This window comes from Streptomyces sp. NPDC111628, assembly GCF_055635195.1.
On sequence record NZ_JBVKBZ010000001.1, the window covers coordinates 831,459 to 847,424 of the forward strand.

Annotated in this window: 16 protein-coding genes; 8 read left to right on the top strand and 8 right to left on the bottom strand. The window is 72.6% G+C overall.

Features of this window, described 5'->3' with window-relative positions:
- Positions 1-67: 67 nt before the first annotated feature.
- A complete protein-coding gene (locus ACZ7MF_RS04180) occupies positions 68-505 on the bottom strand; it encodes a gamma-glutamylcyclotransferase family protein (RefSeq protein ID WP_104634037.1) in 438 nt (145 codons plus the stop codon).
- Between the two features lie 86 nt (positions 506-591).
- On the opposite strand from ACZ7MF_RS04180, the gene ACZ7MF_RS04185 reads away from it, so the two are divergent.
- A complete protein-coding gene (locus tag ACZ7MF_RS04185; RefSeq protein ID WP_471474380.1) occupies positions 592-2,040 on the top strand; it encodes an NAD(P)H-quinone dehydrogenase in 1,449 nt (482 codons plus the stop codon).
- A gap of 178 nt (positions 2,041-2,218) precedes the next feature.
- Positions 2,219-3,208, top strand: a complete 990-nt coding sequence (locus ACZ7MF_RS04190) for a DeoR/GlpR family DNA-binding transcription regulator (protein WP_471474382.1) — start codon at positions 2,219-2,221, stop codon at positions 3,206-3,208.
- A 102-nt stretch (positions 3,209-3,310) separates the two neighbouring features.
- Here ACZ7MF_RS04190 and ACZ7MF_RS04195 read toward each other — a convergent pair whose 3' ends face one another.
- Positions 3,311-5,083, bottom strand: coding sequence for an acetyl/propionyl/methylcrotonyl-CoA carboxylase subunit alpha (locus ACZ7MF_RS04195; protein WP_471474383.1), 1,773 nt, complete (start codon positions 5,081-5,083; stop codon positions 3,311-3,313).
- A gap of 374 nt (positions 5,084-5,457) precedes the next feature.
- Between ACZ7MF_RS04195 and ACZ7MF_RS04200 the strand changes: the two genes are divergently transcribed.
- Entirely contained in the window at positions 5,458-5,943 is a 486-nt protein-coding gene (locus tag ACZ7MF_RS04200) for a hypothetical protein (RefSeq protein WP_471474385.1), read from the top strand.
- Here the strand turns inward: ACZ7MF_RS04200 and ACZ7MF_RS04205 are convergent.
- From ACZ7MF_RS04205 to ACZ7MF_RS04220, 4 genes are all read right to left on the bottom strand, one after another.
- Positions 5,912-6,535, bottom strand: a complete 624-nt coding sequence (locus ACZ7MF_RS04205) for a nucleoside triphosphate pyrophosphatase (RefSeq protein ID WP_471474387.1) — start codon at positions 6,533-6,535, stop codon at positions 5,912-5,914. The two genes, ACZ7MF_RS04200 and ACZ7MF_RS04205, sit on opposite strands and share 32 nt — an antisense overlap.
- A 33-nt stretch (positions 6,536-6,568) precedes the next feature.
- A complete protein-coding gene (mmpB, locus tag ACZ7MF_RS04210; protein ID WP_159324043.1) occupies positions 6,569-6,697 on the bottom strand; it encodes a morphogenic membrane protein MmpB in 129 nt (42 codons plus the stop codon).
- A 111-nt stretch (positions 6,698-6,808) separates the two neighbouring features.
- Positions 6,809-7,018 carry an acyl-CoA carboxylase subunit epsilon gene (locus ACZ7MF_RS04215; protein ID WP_471474388.1) on the bottom strand — a complete coding sequence of 70 codons (210 nt, stop codon included), beginning with the start codon at positions 7,016-7,018 and terminating at the stop codon, positions 6,809-6,811.
- 9 nt (positions 7,019-7,027) lie between these two features.
- Positions 7,028-8,620, bottom strand: coding sequence for an acyl-CoA carboxylase subunit beta (locus ACZ7MF_RS04220; protein ID WP_471474390.1), 1,593 nt, complete (start codon positions 8,618-8,620; stop codon positions 7,028-7,030).
- 110 nt (positions 8,621-8,730) lie between these two features.
- Between ACZ7MF_RS04220 and ACZ7MF_RS04225 the strand changes: the two genes are divergently transcribed.
- Entirely contained in the window at positions 8,731-9,606 is an 876-nt protein-coding gene (locus tag ACZ7MF_RS04225) for a biotin--[acetyl-CoA-carboxylase] ligase (protein ID WP_471474391.1), read from the top strand.
- A 115-nt stretch (positions 9,607-9,721) separates the two neighbouring features.
- The gene (locus ACZ7MF_RS04230; protein ID WP_115743890.1) at positions 9,722-10,864 is read left to right on the top strand and encodes an adenylate/guanylate cyclase domain-containing protein; all 1,143 of its coding nucleotides are present in this window, start codon (positions 9,722-9,724) and stop codon (positions 10,862-10,864) included.
- Positions 10,865-10,904: 40 nt separating this feature from the next.
- On the opposite strand, the gene ACZ7MF_RS04235 is transcribed toward ACZ7MF_RS04230, so the two are convergent.
- On the bottom strand, positions 10,905-11,570 hold the full coding sequence (locus tag ACZ7MF_RS04235) for a hypothetical protein (protein WP_471474393.1): 666 nt from the start codon (positions 11,568-11,570) through the stop codon (positions 10,905-10,907).
- 210 nt (positions 11,571-11,780) lie between these two features.
- Here ACZ7MF_RS04235 and ACZ7MF_RS04240 point away from each other — a divergent pair, with 210 nt between their 5' ends.
- The 3 genes from ACZ7MF_RS04240 to hutH all read left to right on the top strand — a co-directional run bounded on the left by ACZ7MF_RS04240 (position 11,781) and on the right by hutH (position 15,480).
- Positions 11,781-12,581, top strand: a complete 801-nt coding sequence (locus tag ACZ7MF_RS04240; protein WP_356860315.1) for an enoyl-CoA hydratase/isomerase family protein — start codon at positions 11,781-11,783, stop codon at positions 12,579-12,581.
- 82 nt (positions 12,582-12,663) lie between these two features.
- The gene (locus ACZ7MF_RS04245) at positions 12,664-13,812 is read left to right on the top strand and encodes a GGDEF domain-containing protein (protein WP_471474394.1); all 1,149 of its coding nucleotides are present in this window, start codon (positions 12,664-12,666) and stop codon (positions 13,810-13,812) included.
- Between the two features lie 129 nt (positions 13,813-13,941).
- Positions 13,942-15,480: a histidine ammonia-lyase gene (gene hutH / locus ACZ7MF_RS04250; RefSeq protein ID WP_471475188.1), complete on the top strand. Its 1,539-nt coding sequence runs from the start codon at positions 13,942-13,944 to the stop codon at positions 15,478-15,480.
- 139 nt (positions 15,481-15,619) lie between these two features.
- On the opposite strand, the gene ACZ7MF_RS04255 is transcribed toward hutH, so the two are convergent.
- A complete protein-coding gene (locus tag ACZ7MF_RS04255) occupies positions 15,620-15,949 on the bottom strand; it encodes a hypothetical protein (RefSeq protein ID WP_471474396.1) in 330 nt (109 codons plus the stop codon).
- Between the last annotated feature and the right edge of the window lie 17 nt (positions 15,950-15,966).

A 15,966-nucleotide genomic window follows, 5' to 3' on the forward strand; every position in this document is an offset into this window, starting at 1 on the left:
TACGCGCGTAGATGGTGGAGGTCACGGGATGGTGCTTTTTGGGTTGGAGGTTTTGACGAGGTGGTGCTCAGCAGGGGCGTTTGCGGAGTTCCATCACGTAGTCGTGGGGGGCGCCGGCCGATTCGGCGGCGTCCGCCACTTCGCCCAGGTAGCGGGCGGAGGGCAGGCCGCCCTCGTAGGCGTTCAGGACGTAGGTCCAGGCGCCCTCCTCGCCCTCCAGGGTGTGCGCCCGCACCCGGGTGCGGCGGTAGATGTCCAGGCCCACGCCCTCCCAGCGGTCGAGGGAGTCCTCGTCCATCGGGGCGATGTCGTAGAGGGAGACGAAGACCTGGGAGATCGGGTCCTCGACCAGGGTCGCGAGTGCGCCCTCCCAGCCCATGTGCTCGCCCCCGAAGGTCAGCCGCCACCCGTTCAGCCAGCCGGTGGCGCGCAGCGGCGAGTGCGGGGCGCGGCGGGTCATCAGCCGCGCGTCGAGGTTGCCGGCATAAGCGGCGTAGAGCGACATGAGGGGAAGGGTACGGCAGGGGTGTCGGGCGTCGCTGTCTTGACGGTGGTGGCCCCGGGCGGCCTCTCGTTGAAGGGTGCGGGACAATGGGGTACGTGACTCGGATCGTGATCATTGGTGGCGGACCCGGCGGATACGAAGCGGCGCTGGTGGCCGCTCAACTCGGCGCGGAGGTGACCGTCGTCGACTGCGACGGCCTGGGCGGGGCGTCGGTGCTGACCGACTGCGTGCCGTCCAAGACCCTCATCGCCACGGCTGAGGTGATGACCACCTTCGACTCCTCCTACGAGGAGCTGGGGATCATCGTCGCCGACGACACTCCGCCCATGGAGCAGGCCGCCCGGGTGGTGGGCGTGGATCTGGGCAAGGTCAACCGGCGGGTGAAGCGGCTGGCGCTGGCGCAGTCGCACGACATCACCGCCTCCGTGACGCGTGCGGGTGCGCGGGTGATGCGGGGGCGCGGGCGGCTGGAGGGCATGCAGGGGCTCGACGGGTCGCGCAAGGTCGTGGTGCGGGCCGCCGACGGGAGCGAGGAGACGCTGACCGCCGATGCGGTGCTCATTGCCACGGGTGGGCATCCGCGGGAGCTGCCGGACGCGCGGCCCGACGGGGAGCGGATCCTGAACTGGACCCAGGTGTACGACCTGGAGGAGCTGCCCGAGGAACTCGTCGTGGTGGGGTCCGGTGTCACCGGTGCCGAGTTCGCCGGGGCCTATCAGGCGCTCGGGTCACGGGTCACTCTGGTGTCCTCGCGTGATCGGGTGCTGCCGGGTGAGGACCCGGATGCGGCCGCCGTGCTGGAGGATGTTTTCCGGCGGCGTGGGATGAACGTCATGTCGCGGTCGCGGGCCCAGTCCGTCAAGCGGGTGGGGGACCGGGTCGAGGTGACGCTGTCGGACGGGCGGGTCATCGGCGGGTCGCACTGTCTGATGGCCGTCGGCGCCATTTCCAACACGGAGGGGATGGGGCTGGAGGAGGCCGGGGTGCGGCTCAAGGACTCCGGGCACATCAAGACCGACCGGGTCTCGCGGACCTCGGCCCCCGGTGTGTACGCCGCCGGTGACGTCACCGGTGTCTTCGCGCTGGCCTCGGTGGCGGCCATGCAGGGGCGGATCGCCATGTACCACTTCCTCGGGGACGCCGTGACCCCGCTGAATCTGAAGACCGTGTCCGCCAACGTCTTCACCGACCCCGAGATCGCCACCGTCGGGTACTCGCAGGCCGACGTGGACGCCGGCAAGATCGATGCCCGCGTGGTGAAGCTGCCGCTGCTGCGCAACCCGCGCGCCAAGATGCAGGGCATCCGGGACGGCTTCGTCAAGATCTTCTGCCGGCCCGGTACCGAGATCGTGGTGGGTGGCGTGGTCGTGGCGCCGCGTGCTTCGGAGCTCATTCATCCCATCTCCATCGCCGTGGACAACAATCTGACGGTCGAGCAGATCGCCAACGCCTTCACCGTGTATCCCTCGCTCTCCGGGTCGATCGCGGAGGTGGCGCGGCAGTTGCACACCCGGAAGGCCGGCGGGGAGCAGTAGTCCGGCGGGCGCGGCTGGAAATGACTCCCCGCTGGTCACGGGGAGTTGCCGTGCTTGCGGGTGGCATAGGCGGGCGGGGTAGGCCCGTATACCACTTCCGGTGGTGGCATGCGAACAACTTCTGTTATTCGGCGCATACTGCTGAAAGCAGACGGTCGTTGGGGTTACTGTCAGTTTCGTGTTCGCTGCAGAACGTCGCCAATTGATCCTCGAAATGGTGCGAGCGAACGGGGCCGTGTCGCTCCGTGAGCTCGCCCGCGTCGTCCAGACCTCCGAAGTGACCGTACGGCGGGACGTGCGCGCGCTGGAGGCAGAAGGACTCCTCGACCGCCGGCACGGCGGTGCGGTACTGCCGGGCGGGTTCACGCGAGAGTCCGGCTTTCCGCAGAAATCCCATCTCGCGACCGCCGAGAAGACGGCCATCGCCGATCTAGCCGCGGGCCTCGTCGAAGAGGGCGAAGCCATCGTGGTGGGGGCGGGTACGACGACGCAGGAGCTGGCCCGCCGGCTCGCGCGGGTGCCCGGGCTGACCGTCGTCACCAATTCGCTGTTGGTGGCCCAGGCCCTCGCCCATGCCAACCGGGTCGAGGTGGTGATGACCGGTGGCACGCTCAGGGGGTCCAACTACGCCCTGGTGGGGTCGGGGGCCGAGCAGTCGCTCCAAGGGCTGCGGGTCTCCAAGGCCTTTCTGTCCGGAAGCGGGCTGACCGCCGAGCGGGGGCTGTCCACCTCCAACATGCTGTCGGCGTCCGTCGACCGGGCGCTGGTCCAGGCCGCCGCCGAGGTCGTCGTCCTCGCCGACCACTCCAAGCTGGGTACGGACACCATGTTCCAGACCGTGCCCACCGATGTCATCACCCGCCTGGTCACCGACGAGTCGCCGGGCCACGACGACCGCGCCGCCACCGAGCTCCAGGCCCTGGCCGACCAGGGCGTGCAGATCGCCGTGGCCGGGGCGTCGGGGGGTGGTACGGCGAACGGCACCGGGGCTTCGGGGGCTCCGGGGGCCTCGGGGGGTGATTCCGTGGGGCGTCAGCAGCGTCGGGACGTGCCGCTTCCGGGGCCGCGCCGTCAGGTTCCGGGTGCGGGACTGCGGTCTGCCACCGCCCTGGGTGAGCAGGGGGGCGGAGCGGAGCGGGCGCGCGTCGCCGACATGCGTCGCCGGTAGGGCCTCGTTCGGCGGTCCCCGTCCGGCGGGCAGTGACAGGGGCGCCCGGCGGACCGTGTGAGGTGGTCCGTCGGGCGCCCCTGTCGTGCGGTGCGGGACTTGTCAGTCCTTGATTTCGCAGATGGCGGCGCCGGAGGTGAGGGAGGCGCCGACTTCGGCGGTGAGGCCCTTGACGGTGCCGGTTTTGTGGGCGTTGAGGGGCTGTTCCATCTTCATCGCTTCGAGTACGACGATGAGGTCGCCTTCCTGGACTTCCTGGCCCTCTTCGACGGCGATCTTGACGATGGTGCCCTGCATGGGGGAGGCGAGGGTGTCGCCGGAGGCGGCGGGGCCGGACTTCTTGGCCGCGCGGCGTTTGGGGCGTGCTCCGGCGGCCAGGCCGGTGCGGGCCAGGGACATGCCCAGGCTGGAGGGGAGGGAGACCTCCAGGCGCTTGCCGCCGACCTCGACGACGACCGTCTCGCGGCCCGATTCCTCGTCCGCGTCGGTGTCGGCGGGCGTGGTGAAGGGCTTGATCTCGTTGACGAACTCCGTCTCGATCCAGCGGGTGTGGACGGTGAAGGGGCCGGTGGAGCCGGTCAGTTCGGGGGCGAAGGCGGGGTCGCGGACGACGGTGCGGTGGAAGGGGAGGGCGGTGGCCATGCCCTCGACGGTGAACTCGTCCAGGGCGCGGGCGGCGCGCTGGAGTGCCTCGGCGCGGGTGCGGCCGGTGACGATGAGTTTGGCGAGGAGGGAGTCCCAGGCGGGGCCGATGACGGAGCCGGATTCGACGCCGGCGTCGAGGCGGACGCCGGGGCCGGTGGGTGCGTCGAAGAGGGTGACGGTGCCGGGGGCGGGCAGGAAGCCGCGGCCGGGGTCCTCGCCGTTGATGCGGAACTCGAAGGAGTGGCCGCGCAGGGCGGGGTCGTCGTAGCCCAGTGGTTCGCCGTCGGCGATGCGGAACATCTCGCGGACCAGGTCGATGCCGGCGACTTCCTCGGTGACCGGGTGCTCGACCTGGAGGCGGGTGTTGACCTCCAGGAAGGAGATGGTGCCGTCCATGCCGACCAGGAACTCCACGGTGCCGGCGCCGACGTAGCCGGCCTCCTTCAGGATCGCCTTGGAGGACGCGTACAGCTCCTGCGTCTGGGCGTCGGAGAGGAAGGGCGCGGGGGCCTCCTCGACGAGTTTCTGGTGGCGGCGCTGGAGGGAGCAGTCGCGGGTGGAGACGACGACCACGTTGCCGTGGGTGTCGGCCAGGCACTGGGTCTCCACGTGGCGGGGCTTGTCGAGGTAGCGCTCGACGAAGCATTCGCCGCGGCCGAAGGCGGCCACGGCCTCGCGGACGGCGGAGTCGTAGAGTTCGGGGACCTCTTCGAGGGTGCGGGCGACCTTCAGGCCGCGGCCGCCGCCGCCGAAGGCGGCCTTGATCGCGATGGGCAGGCCGTGTTCCCTGGCGAAGGCGACGACCTCGTCCGCGCCGGAGACGGGGTCGGGGGTGCCGGCCACCAGGGGGGCGCCGGCCCGCTGGGCGATGTGGCGGGCGGCGACCTTGTCGCCCAGGTCCCGGATGGCGTGTGGCGGCGGGCCGATCCAGATCAGACCGGCGTCCCCGACCGCCTGTGCGAACTCGGCGTTCTCCGAGAGGAATCCGTAGCCGGGGTGGATGGCGTCCGCGCCCGACTCACGGGCGGCTTTGAGGACCTTGGCGATGTCCAGATAGCTGGTCGCGGGGGTGTCACCACCCAGGGCGAACGCCTCATCAGCGGCACGGACATGCAACGCGTCCCGGTCCGGATCCGCGTAGACGGCCACGCTCGCGATCCCGGCGTCCCGGCAGGCCCGGGCCACACGGACAGCGATTTCGCCACGATTGGCGATGAGCACCTTGCGCACGATTGAGGCTCCCTCCTTGAAACAAGCCGAGTTTAGGGACTGCCGACACGGCACTTCGACCCGTCCCCAATGGTGAGCTTGCCCACACGGAGCGTGATTCGAGGCTCGCTCGACCCCCGAAAGCCCTTGTAGTACCGCGGTACGCAGGACTCCTGGGGCAAACCCTAGCCCTCCTGTGTGGTCAAGGTCTCTGTAAGGGCGTGCTGCGGGCCACTCGGTTTCTTTGTGGAGTCCCTACTAATGGCCCAATGATTCTTTGCTCGTGCCGGAACCCTTGTGGCGAGGTTTACCCGTTAGTAGCGTTCCTCGGGTCTCGAACGTACTTGAGGTAACAGCTGTCCTGTGCGGCAGCCGTCGAAGGTGGGTGGGGACCGGTGTCAGTGCGCAGGCCGGTGGCGTGGACCGTGGCGGTCGTGCTCTTCGTGGAGGCGGTCGGTGTCGCGGCGCTGAACTGGTTCCTGGCGATCGTCGTCGACCGTCAGGACATGTCCCTGGCCGGTCTGGACCCGGACATGATGTCCGTGTCCTCGAAGATCGGCGGGGTGGTCTTCGGGCTGTACTTCGCGCTGTGCGCCCTGGTCGCCCTGCTCGTGGCGCTGCGCGACCGCGCGCCCGCGGGGCTCGGCCGGATCCTGCTGATCAGCGCCGCCGTGGTGCACGGGCTGCTCGGGGCCTTCACCTGGGGGCTGGTCGGACCCGGCGCCTTCATCTTCATGATCGTCGTACTGGGTCTGATCGTGCTGCTGCTGATGACGTACGACGCCCGGGAGGAGCCCGCCGCCGGGCAGCGGACCGAGGACGGCAAGGGCGGCGGCGACGGTTCCCCGGTCAGCCCTCCGCCGGCGCCCACAACTCCGTGATACCCGTCCCGAGATCGGCGAGCAGGCGGCGCAGCAGGGGCAGGCTCAGGCCGATGACGTTCCCGTGGTCGCCGTCGATGCCGTCGATGAAGGGGGCCGAGCGGCCGTCCAGGGTGAACGCCCCGGCGACGTGGAGGGGCTCCCCGGAGGCCACGTAGGCGGCGATCTCGTCGTCGGTCGGCTCGCCGAAGCGGACGACCGTGGACGCGGTCGCCGAGACGTGGCGGCCGGAGGCGGTGTCCCAGACGCAGTGGCCGGTCTGCAGCGTGCCCGCCCGGCCGCGCATCGCCTTCCAGCGGGCGGTGGCCTCCTCCGCGTCCGCCGGCTTGCCGAGCGCCTGGCCGTCCAGGTCCAGCACCGAGTCGCAGCCGATCACCAGGGCGCCGTGCACCTCGGGCTTCGCGGCCACCACGGACGCCTTGGCCTCGGCCAGGGCGAGGGCCAGTTCGGCGGGGGTGGGGGCGGTGACGGCCTCCTCGTCGACACCGCTCACGAGGACCTCGGGGGCGAGCCCCGCCTGGCGCAACAGGCCGAGCCGGGCCGGGGACTGGGAGGCGAGGACGAGTCGGCGGCGGGGCTGAGCAGCAGTCATGGGGTCACATTAGCCACCGGGGGTGGGGGCGGCTCACCCCAGGCCGAGGACGATCATCGCGAGGACCATGGCCAGCGCCAGGAAGACGCTCAGCCGCCGCAGCATGTTCTGCATGTCGCGCAGTTCCTTGGGCGGCTCGTTCTCGGGGTCGGACCACAGCATGTCACTAGCGTGGGGCTTGGCCGGGGGCGGCGACTTGAGTACGGGTACTTAAATCGGGGCGCGGGGTTGCCGTTCTGTGCGCGGTTCCCCGCGCCCCTGGGTTGGTTGTCCCTAGCTCGGCCAGTAGGTGCGGCCCCATGCCGTCGGGCCCGGGTGGGGCAGGTTGTGGGTCGCGAGGCGGGACGGGTCGGACCAGGCGTCGCGCGGGCGGTCGGTGGTGGACGGCTCGGCGGCCGCCGTCGCCGCGCGGGCTCTGACCACCGTCAGGGCGGCGGCCAGTTCTTCGGGGGTGGGGTTGCCCCGTACGACCTTGATGGTCACAGCGGCTCCTTACAGGGGGATGTTGCCGTGCTTCTTCGGGGGCAGGGACTCGCGCTTGGTGCGTAGCTGGCGCAGGCCGCGGACGATGTGGCGGCGGGTGTCGGAGGGCATGATCACGGCGTCGACGTAGCCGCGTTCGGCGGCGGTGTAGGGGTTGAGGAGGGCGTCCTCGTACTCCTGGATCAGGCGGGCGCGGGTGGCCTCGGCGTCGTCACCGGCCTCGGTGATGGTGCGGCGGTGCAGGATGTTGACCGCGCCCTGGGCGCCCATGACGGCGATCTGGGCGGTGGGCCAGGCCAGGTTGAGGTCGGCGCCCAGGTGCTTGGAGCCCATGACGTCGTAGGCGCCGCCGAAGGCCTTGCGGGTGATGACCGTGATCAGCGGGACCGTGGCCTCGGCGTAGGCGAAGATCAGCTTGGCGCCGCGGCGGATGATGCCGTCGTGCTCCTGGTCGACGCCGGGCAGGAAGCCGGGGACGTCCACGAAGGTGAGGACGGGGACGTTGAAGGCGTCGCAGGTGCGCACGAAGCGCGCCGCCTTCTCGGAGGCGGTGATGTCCAGACACCCGGCGAACTGCATCGGCTGGTTGGCGACGATGCCGACCGGGCGGCCCTCGACGCGGCCGAAGCCGGTGAGGATGTTCGGCGCGAAGAGGGGCTGGGTCTCGAAGAACTCGCCGTCGTCCAGGACGTGCTCGATGACGGCGTGCATGTCGTAGGGCTGGTTCGCCGAGTCCGGGACGATCGTGTCCAGCTCGGCGTCCTCGTCCGTGACCGCGAGGTCCGCCTCCTCCGGGAAGGCGGGGGGCTCGGAGAGGTTGTTGGACGGCAGGTACGACAGCAGCTGCTTGACGTACTCGACGGCGTCCTTCTCGTCGCCCGCCATGTGGTGGGCCACGCCCGAGGTGGAGTTGTGGGTGCGGGCGCCGCCCAGCTCCTCGAAGCCGACGTCCTCGCCGGTGACCGTCTTGATGACGTCGGGTCCCGTGATGAACATGTGGCTGGTCTGGTCGACCATCACCGTGAAGTCGGTGATCGCGGGGGAGTACACCGCGCCGCCCGCGCACGGGCCGACGACCAGGCTGATCTGCGGGATCACGCCGGAGGCATGGGTGTTGCGGCGGAAGATCTCGCCGTAGGCGCCGAGGGAGGCGACGCCCTCCTGGATGCGGGCGCCGCCGGAGTCGTTGATGCCGATGACGGGGCAGCCGGTCTTGAGGGCGAAGTCCATCACCTTGACGATCTTCTGGCCGTAGACCTCGCCCAGCGCGCCGCCGAAGACGGTGAAGTCCTGGGAGAAGACGGCGACGGGGCGGCCGTCGACGGTGCCGTAGCCGGTGACGACGCCGTCGCCGTAGGGGCGGTTGGCGTCGAGGCCGAAGTTGGTGGAGCGGTGCCGGGCGAACTCGTCCAGCTCGACGAAGGAACCCTCGTCGAGGAGGAGGTCGATGCGTTCACGAGCCGTCAGCTTGCCCTTGGCGTGCTGCTTTTCGACGGCGCGTGCGGAACCGGCGTGCGTCGCTTCCTCGATACGGCGCCTGAGATCCGCGAGCTTGCCCGCGGTCGTGTGGATGTCGGGCTGCTGCTCTTCCGGCTCGGACATCGGGATGCGGCTCCCTGCCTGCTCAAAAGGGGGGACGGTTACTCGTTCGTAGAGTAGTAGGGGGCCTTCCGTTCGGCAGTGCGGTGTTTCCCACACCTAGGGTGGGTTGCATGACGCCCCGAGATTCCTCCGACTCCCCGGACGCCCCGCGCAACAGGTGGTCCGACCTGGACCGGCCGCCCCTCAGCAGCACGGCCCTGCGCCGGGGACTGGTGCGGGACGGCGGGCTGTGGCGGCAGGTCGACGTCGTGCAGCGCACCGGGTCCACCAACTCCGACCTGGTGGCCCGGGCCGCCGAGGGCGACCTGGCCGAGGGGGTCGTCCTCGTCGCCGAGGAGCAGAGTGCCGCGCGGGGGCGTCTGGACCGGCAGTGGACGGCACCCGCCCGCTCCGGGCTGTTCTTCTCCGTGCTGCTGCGGCCCGCCGAGGTTCCCGTGCCCCGCTGGGGCTGGCTGCCGCTGCTCACCGGCGTCGCCGTGGCGACCGGGCTGTCCCGGGTGGCCGGGGTCGACACCGCCCTGAAGTGGCCCAACGACCTGCTGGTGACCGTCGGCGACGAGGAGCGCAAGGCCGGCGGCATCCTCGCCGAGCGGGCCGGGCCCGACGGCGTCGTCATCGGCGTCGGCATCAACGTCTCGCTCCGCGCCGACGAACTGCCGGTCCCGCGGGCCGGGTCCCTCGCGCTGGCCGGGGCCGTGAACACCGACCGGGACCCGCTGCTGCGCGGCGTGCTGCGGTCGCTGGAGGACTGGTACGGGCGCTGGCGCGGGGCGGGCGGCGACCCGGCGGCCAGCGGGCTGCAGGAGACGTACGCGGCGGGCTGCGCGACGCTCGGGCGCATGGTGCGCGCGGAGCTGCCGGGGGACCGGTCGCTCGTCGGGGAGGCCGTGGCCGTGGACGGCGACGGGCGGCTGGTCCTCGCGACCGGGGCGGGGGTGCAGGAGCCGGTGGGTGCCGGGGACATCGTGCACCTGCGGTTGGCGTGAGCGCGGCCCCGGGGCACTCTCGGAGTACGGGACGCACGGGAGTGAGCTGGGGCACACCTGACGTAAAGTTGGGGCCGGTCGAACCTGACCGCGGCAGATCGGAAAGGCAGCAGGCGTGACCGTCGACGACACCGGTTCCGGCGCGGACGGGGACGGCCGGGTGGACCCCGAGCCCGCCCCGGACTCCGCCGACCCCGGCGAGGACCCGCTCGCGCTGCGCCTCGAAGGGCTCATCCTGGGCGCCGAGCGCCGCTACACCCCCTTCCAGGCCGCCCGCAGCGCGGGCGTCTCCATGGAACTGGCCTCCCGTTTCTGGCGGGCCATGGGCTTCGCCGACATCGGCCAGGCCAAGGCGCTCACCGAGGCCGACGTCCTCGCCCTGCGGCGGCTGGCCGGTCTGGTGGAGGCGGGGCTGCTCAGCGAGGCGATGGCCGTCCAGGTCGCCCGGTCCACGGGGCAGACCACCGCCCGGTTGGCCGAGTGGCAGATCGACTCCTTCCTGGAGGGCCTGACCGAGCCCCCCGAGCCCGGGATGACGCGCACCGAGGTGACGTATCCCATCGTCGAGCTGCTCCTTCCCGAGCTGCAGGAGTTCCTCGTCTACGTCTGGCGGCGCCAGCTCGCCGCCTCGGCCGGCCGGGTCATCCAGGCCGGGGACGACGAGGAGATGGTGGACCGGCGGCTCGCGGTCGGCTTCGCGGACCTGGTCGGCTTCACGCGGCTGACCCGGCGGATGGAGGAGGAGGAGCTCGGCGAGCTGGTCGAGGCCTTCGAGACCACCTCCGCCGACCTGGTGGCCGCGCGCGGCGGACGGCTGGTCAAGACCCTCGGCGACGAGGTGCTCTACGCCGCCGACGACGCCGGTACGGCCGCCGAGATCGCGCTGCTCCTCGTCGAGACGATGGCCCACGACGAGACCATGCCGGAACTGCGCGTCGGCATCGCCTTCGGCACGGTCACCACCCGGATGGGCGACGTCTTCGGCACCACCGTCAACCTGGCCTCCCGGCTCACCTCGATAGCCCCCAAGGACGCGGTCCTCGTCGACACCGCCTTCGCGGAGGAGCTGATCCGCACCCGGGACGCCCCCGCCTCGGAGGCGGCGGCGGCGGAGGAGGCCGCCGCGGCGGAGAAGGAGGGCGAGGAGCCGCCGGTGTACCGCTTCGCGCTCCAGCCGATGTGGCAGCGGCCGGTGCGCGGTCTCGGCGTGGTCGAGCCGTGGCTGCTCACGCGCCGGGACGGCGGCGGGGAGTCATAGGCCGCGGCCCTGGGCCGTCGTAGGGCGCGGCCGTCGTCCGTCAGCCGCCGAGCAGGTCCACGCAGAGGCCGATGACCGGCACGCACAGGCCGGGGTCGTCGGGTTCCGGCTCCGGATCGGACGTCGGTGGCGTGCCGCGGTCCGGTGGCGGGGGCGGTGCGGGGCGGTCGGACCGCGACGGCTGTGGTGCCGGTGTCCCCGGGGCGGGAGCCCGATCGCCGGTGTCTTCCCCCGGTTCCCGTCCCTCTTCCTTTTCCCTGTCTCCTTCCCCTGGCCCGCGGGTGTCGGGAGCGCCCGGGGTGCGCACGGTCGTAGCGGTGGGGAGCGGGGCCGCCGGACCGCTCGCGGAGGGGCCGGGCACGAGACCGGGTATGAGGCCCGGTCCGGGGGAGCCGCTCAGGCCGCCCATGGCGGACGTCGCGGAGGGGCCGGCTCCGGACGGTTCGCCGACGGCGCCGGCGGCAGGGGTCGTGGCCCGGTCCGAGGCCGTGGCCCGTCCGCCGCCCTCCACGCGCGGGTCCGCCCCGGCGCGGAAGCCGCCGACGTCGGCGCCGGGCTCGGGCAGCAGGCGTACGACGCTCAGGGTGCCCGCCGCCAGGGCGAGGCCGCCCGCGGCCAGCAGCACCTTGCGGGGGCGGGGCCTGCGGTGCCGGCCGCGGTGGCCCCACGCGTACCGCGGCTCTGTCGGTGTGCCGGTCGTCGTCATGATCCCTCCCCGGTGCGCACGCGCCCCCGCTGCGCCATGGCGGAGCGAGGCTATGGGCTGCCGTGGGCCGGGGTACGGCGGTCGGCCGTATGTCACTCGAACGGGTAAGCGGGGTCGGTGGGGACCGGGCGCGCCCGGCCTTCCCCCGGGCGGGCCCGCCTGCGATGATCGGGCGGTCTACTTGTTAACACGCGTTAACCGGAGGGTGTCATGAGCGAGGAGCGGTTCGGAGAGTTCGTCCTGGTGCGGCGGCACGGGGAGGGGCATGTCGCGGAGCTCGCGCTCGACCGGCCGAAGGCCATGAACGCCGTGTCGACCGCGATGGCCCGCTCCGTGGGCGCGGCCTGCGCGGCGCTGGGCGAGGACCGCGGCGTGCGGGTGGTGGTGCTGACCTCGACGCACGAGCGGGCGTTCTGCGTGGGGGCGGACCTGAAGGAGCGCAACTCCTTCACCGACGCCGATCTGCTGCGGCAGCGGCCGGTGACGCGCGGGGCGTACACCGCGGTCCTGGAGCTTCCGGTGCCGACGGTCGCGGCCGTGCACGGGTTCGCGCTGGGCGGCGGGTTCGAGCTGGCGCTGTCGTGCGACGTGATCGTGGCCGACCCCACGGCCGTGGTGGGGCTGCCGGAGGTGTCGGTGGGCGTGATCCCTGGCGGTGGCGGTACGCAGTTGCTGCCGCGCCGGGTGGGTGCGGCGCGCGCGGCCGAGCTGGTGTTCACGGCGCGGCGGGTGGCGGCCGAGGAGGCGCGCGAGCTGGGGCTCGTGGACCAGCTGGTGGAGGAGGGGCGGGACCGGGAGGAGGCGCTGGAGCTGGCCTCCCGGATGGCCGCGAACTCGCCCGTGGGGCTGCGTGCGGCCAAGCGTGCGCTGCGCCTCGGGCACGGGCTGGACCTGCGCGCGGGACTCGAGGTCGAGGACGCGGCATGGCGGTCGGTGGCGTTCTCGGGGGACCGCGCGGAGGGCGTGGCGGCGTTCAACGAGAAGCGGGCGCCGCGGTGGCCGGGCGAGTGAGGCGACCGCGTGAGCTGGAGACAATCGCCCGGTTCGCCCCGTTTGAGTAACGTTTCTTCGTGAATCTCCCTAGCCTGGAGTGATGGGTGACGACAGGCGGCTCGCGGCCGTGGTGGCGCTTGCGCAGGGGATGGCCGCCGCGCACAGTGCGCGGGAGGCGTGGCGGGCGGCGGCCGTCGGCGGATGCCTGGCGCTGGGCGGCAGCTTCGCCGCGCTGTCGGTGTGGGAGCGGGAGCTGGGGCGGCTGCGGGTCCTCGTGAACGTCGGCCGGCGGGCCGAGGACGAGGAGGAGTTCCCGGAGGACGAGTCCTACCCGGTGCACCAGTTCGCGGAGATCACCGAGTTCCTGCACGAGCGGTGGGCCGGTGGCGGTGAGCCCGACGCCTGGGTCGAGACGGCCGCGGGGCCCGCCGCCGGGCGTCCCGGCTACGTCCACCAGCGGGTCGCCGCCCTGCGCCGCCGGGGGCGCGGCTGCTGCGTGGTCGCGCCGATCGTGCTGCACGGGCGGGCGTGGGGCGAGCTGTACGTGGCCCGGCCGGTGGGGGAGCGGGTCTTCGAGCGGGGCGACGCCGACTTCGCCACCGTCCTGGCCTCCGTCGTCGCCGCCGGGATCGCGCAGACCGAGCGGCTGGAGGAGGTCAGGCGGCTCGCGTACACCGACGCGCTCACCGGGCTGGCCAACCGCCGCGCCGTCGACGCCGCGCTGGACGAGGCCGTGGAGCGGCACCGCGAGGAGGGCGTCGTCGTCAGCCTCGTCGTCTGCGACCTGAACGGCCTCAAGCGGGTGAACGACACGCACGGCCACGCCGTCGGGGACCGGCTCCTGGAGCGGTTCGGGTCGGTGCTGTCGCTGTGCGGGGCGATGCTGCCGGGGGCGCTGGCCGCGCGGCTCGGCGGGGACGAGTTCTGTCTGCTCGCGGTCGGGCCGACGGCCGACGCCGTGGTCAAGGCGGCCGAGGAGCTGTGCCGCCGGGCGGCGGAACTGGAGCTGGGGGACGGCGTGGCCTGCGGGGTCGCGTCCACCGAGGACCCGGTCGGGTCGGTGCGCTCCGCCCGCCGGCTGTTCCGGCTCGCGGACGCCGCCCAGTACCGTGCCAAGGCCGAGCGGGCGGCCGGGCCGGTCGTCGCGGGGCGCGAGGGGCCCGACGACCCCGTCGTACGGCTCGCGGACGAGCCCTCCCGGGAGGAGGGCGGGGAGCGCAGGCGGTTCCGCGGGCGGCACTCGCCGTGACGCCGATCCCGGCAAACGGTGCGGCAGGGCGGCGGTACGGCGTGCGGTAAGGGGCGCAGCCTGCACGCATCCGTGACGTATCCCCTCGTGACATCATCGAATTCACTGCGTACGCTCCTGAATATGGATATGCACACTGTGGTGGTGGGGACGGCGGGGGTCACCGCGTCCGACGTTCTCGCCGTGGCGCGCGCGGGCGCCCGGATCGAGCTCTCCGAGGAGGCGGTGGCGGCCCTCGCCGCGGCCCGCTCCATCGTGGACGCGCTGGCCGCCAAGCCGGACCCCGTGTACGGCGTGAGCACCGGCTTCGGCGCCCTGGCGACCCGGCACATCAGCCCCGACCTGCGGGCCCAGCTGCAGCGCAACATCGTCCGCTCGCACGCCGCCGGGATGGGTCCGCGCGTCGAGCGCGAGGTGGTCCGCGCGCTGATGTTCCTGCGGCTGAAGACCGTCTGCTCCGGTCACACCGGCGTCCGCCCGGAGGTCGCGCAGACCATGGCCGACGTCCTCAATGCCGGGATCACCCCGGTCGTGCACGAGTACGGCTCCCTCGGCTGCTCCGGCGACCTCGCCCCGCTGTCGCACTGCGCGCTCACCCTCATGGGCGAGGGCGACGCCGAGGGCCCCGACGGCACCGTACGGCCGGCCGGTGAGCTGCTCGCCGCGCACGGGATCACCCCGGTCGAGCTGCGCGAGAAGGAGGGCCTGGCCCTCCTCAACGGCACCGACGGCATGCTCGGCATGCTGGTCATGGCCCTCGCCGACCTCGACACCCTCTACAAGTCGGCCGACATCACCGCCGCGCTGACCATGGAGGCCCTGCTCGGCACCGACCGCGTGCTCGCCCCCGAGCTGCACGCCATCCGCCCGCACCCCGGGCAGGCCGCCAGCGCCGCCAACATGGCCGCCGTGCTCAAGGGCTCCGGCCTGACCGGCCACCACCAGGACGACGCCCCCCGCGTCCAGGACGCCTACTCGGTGCGCTGCGCCCCGCAGGTCGCGGGTGCCGGACGCGACACCATGGCCCACGCCGGACTCGTCGCCGAGCGCGAGCTGGCCGCGGCCGTCGACAACCCGGTGGTCCTGCCCGACGGGCGGGTGGAGTCCAACGGCAACTTCCACGGCGCTCCCGTCGCCTACGTCCTGGACTTCCTCGCCATCGCCGTCGCCGACCTCGGCTCCATCGCCGAGCGGCGCACCGACCGGCTCCTGGACAAGAACCGCAGCCACGGCCTGCCGCCGTTCCTCGCCGACGACCCGGGCGTCGACTCCGGCCTGATGATCGCCCAGTACACCCAGGCCGCCCTGGTCGGCGAGCTGAAGCGGCTCGCCGTACCGGCCTCGGCGGACTCCATCCCGTCCTCCGCGATGCAGGAGGACCACGTGTCGATGGGCTGGTCGGCGGCGCGCAAGCTGCGCACGGCCGTCGACAACCTGGCCCGCGTGATCGCCGTCGAGCTGTACGCCGCCACGCGCGCGATCCAGCTCCGCGAGGGCCTGACCCCGGCGCCCGCGTCGCAGGCCGTCGTCGAGGCCGTACGGGCGGCCGGTGTGGAGGGTCCGGGACCGGACCGCCACCTGGCGCCCGACCTCGCCGCGGCGGAGGCGTTCGTGCGCGCCGGGCACCTGGTCGCGGCCGCGGAGACCGTCACGGGGCCGCTGCGCTAGCGCGCGGCGGTGACAGGTCCGAGGGGGTCCGGCGCGGTGCCGGGTTCCCTCGGACCGTCTCCGGGTACACCGGACGGCCGGGCAGATCTTCCAGTGGGCCTTCCCGCGGTCAAGAAAGCCAAAAGAACGTCAAGTTCTCTCAAAGGCCGAGGCGTTCCCGGCGGACCGAGTAGCCCACGAAGCCGGCGCCGAGGCCGAGGCAGAGGGCGCCGCCGACGACGTACGGAGTGCTGTCGAAGCTGCCGGTGTCGGCCAGCCGGGTCGGGCCCTCGCCGGTGGCCGCCGTGTCCGTGGACGAGTCGGCGGAGGCGGCTCTCGCCTGGGCCGTGACCTGCGGAGACGGGGTCGCGGCGGCGGACTCGAGCACCGCTGTCTCGGGTGTCGCGTTCGCCGACGGGACGAACCACAGGGCACAGAGCAGGCCGCCCGCGGCGGCGGCGGTCAGCAACGAACGGCGAGCGGATGACACGGAATATCGATCCCCTT

Bases quoted from the DNA above. Each gene is read 5' to 3' on its own strand.
- ACZ7MF_RS04235 (WP_471474393.1), bottom strand. From the start codon at position 11,570: ATGACGACGACCGGCACACCGACAGAGCCGCGGTACGCGTGGGGCCAC.
- ACZ7MF_RS04240 (WP_356860315.1), top strand. From the start codon at position 11,781: ATGAGCGAGGAGCGGTTCGGAGAGTTCGTCCTGGTGCGGCGGCACGGG.
- ACZ7MF_RS04185 (WP_471474380.1), top strand. From the start codon at position 592: ATGGGGTACGTGACTCGGATCGTGATCATTGGTGGCGGACCCGGCGGA.
- ACZ7MF_RS04205 (WP_471474387.1), bottom strand. From the start codon at position 6,535: ATGACTGCTGCTCAGCCCCGCCGCCGACTCGTCCTCGCCTCCCAGTCC.
- mmpB (WP_159324043.1), bottom strand. From the start codon at position 6,697: ATGCTGTGGTCCGACCCCGAGAACGAGCCGCCCAAGGAACTGCGCGAC.
- ACZ7MF_RS04180 (WP_104634037.1), bottom strand. From the start codon at position 505: ATGTCGCTCTACGCCGCTTATGCCGGCAACCTCGACGCGCGGCTGATG.
- ACZ7MF_RS04245 (WP_471474394.1), top strand. From the start codon at position 12,664: ATGGGTGACGACAGGCGGCTCGCGGCCGTGGTGGCGCTTGCGCAGGGG.
- hutH (WP_471475188.1), top strand. From the start codon at position 13,942: ATGCACACTGTGGTGGTGGGGACGGCGGGGGTCACCGCGTCCGACGTT.
- ACZ7MF_RS04225 (WP_471474391.1), top strand. From the start codon at position 8,731: ATGACGCCCCGAGATTCCTCCGACTCCCCGGACGCCCCGCGCAACAGG.
- ACZ7MF_RS04220 (WP_471474390.1), bottom strand. From the start codon at position 8,620: ATGTCCGAGCCGGAAGAGCAGCAGCCCGACATCCACACGACCGCGGGC.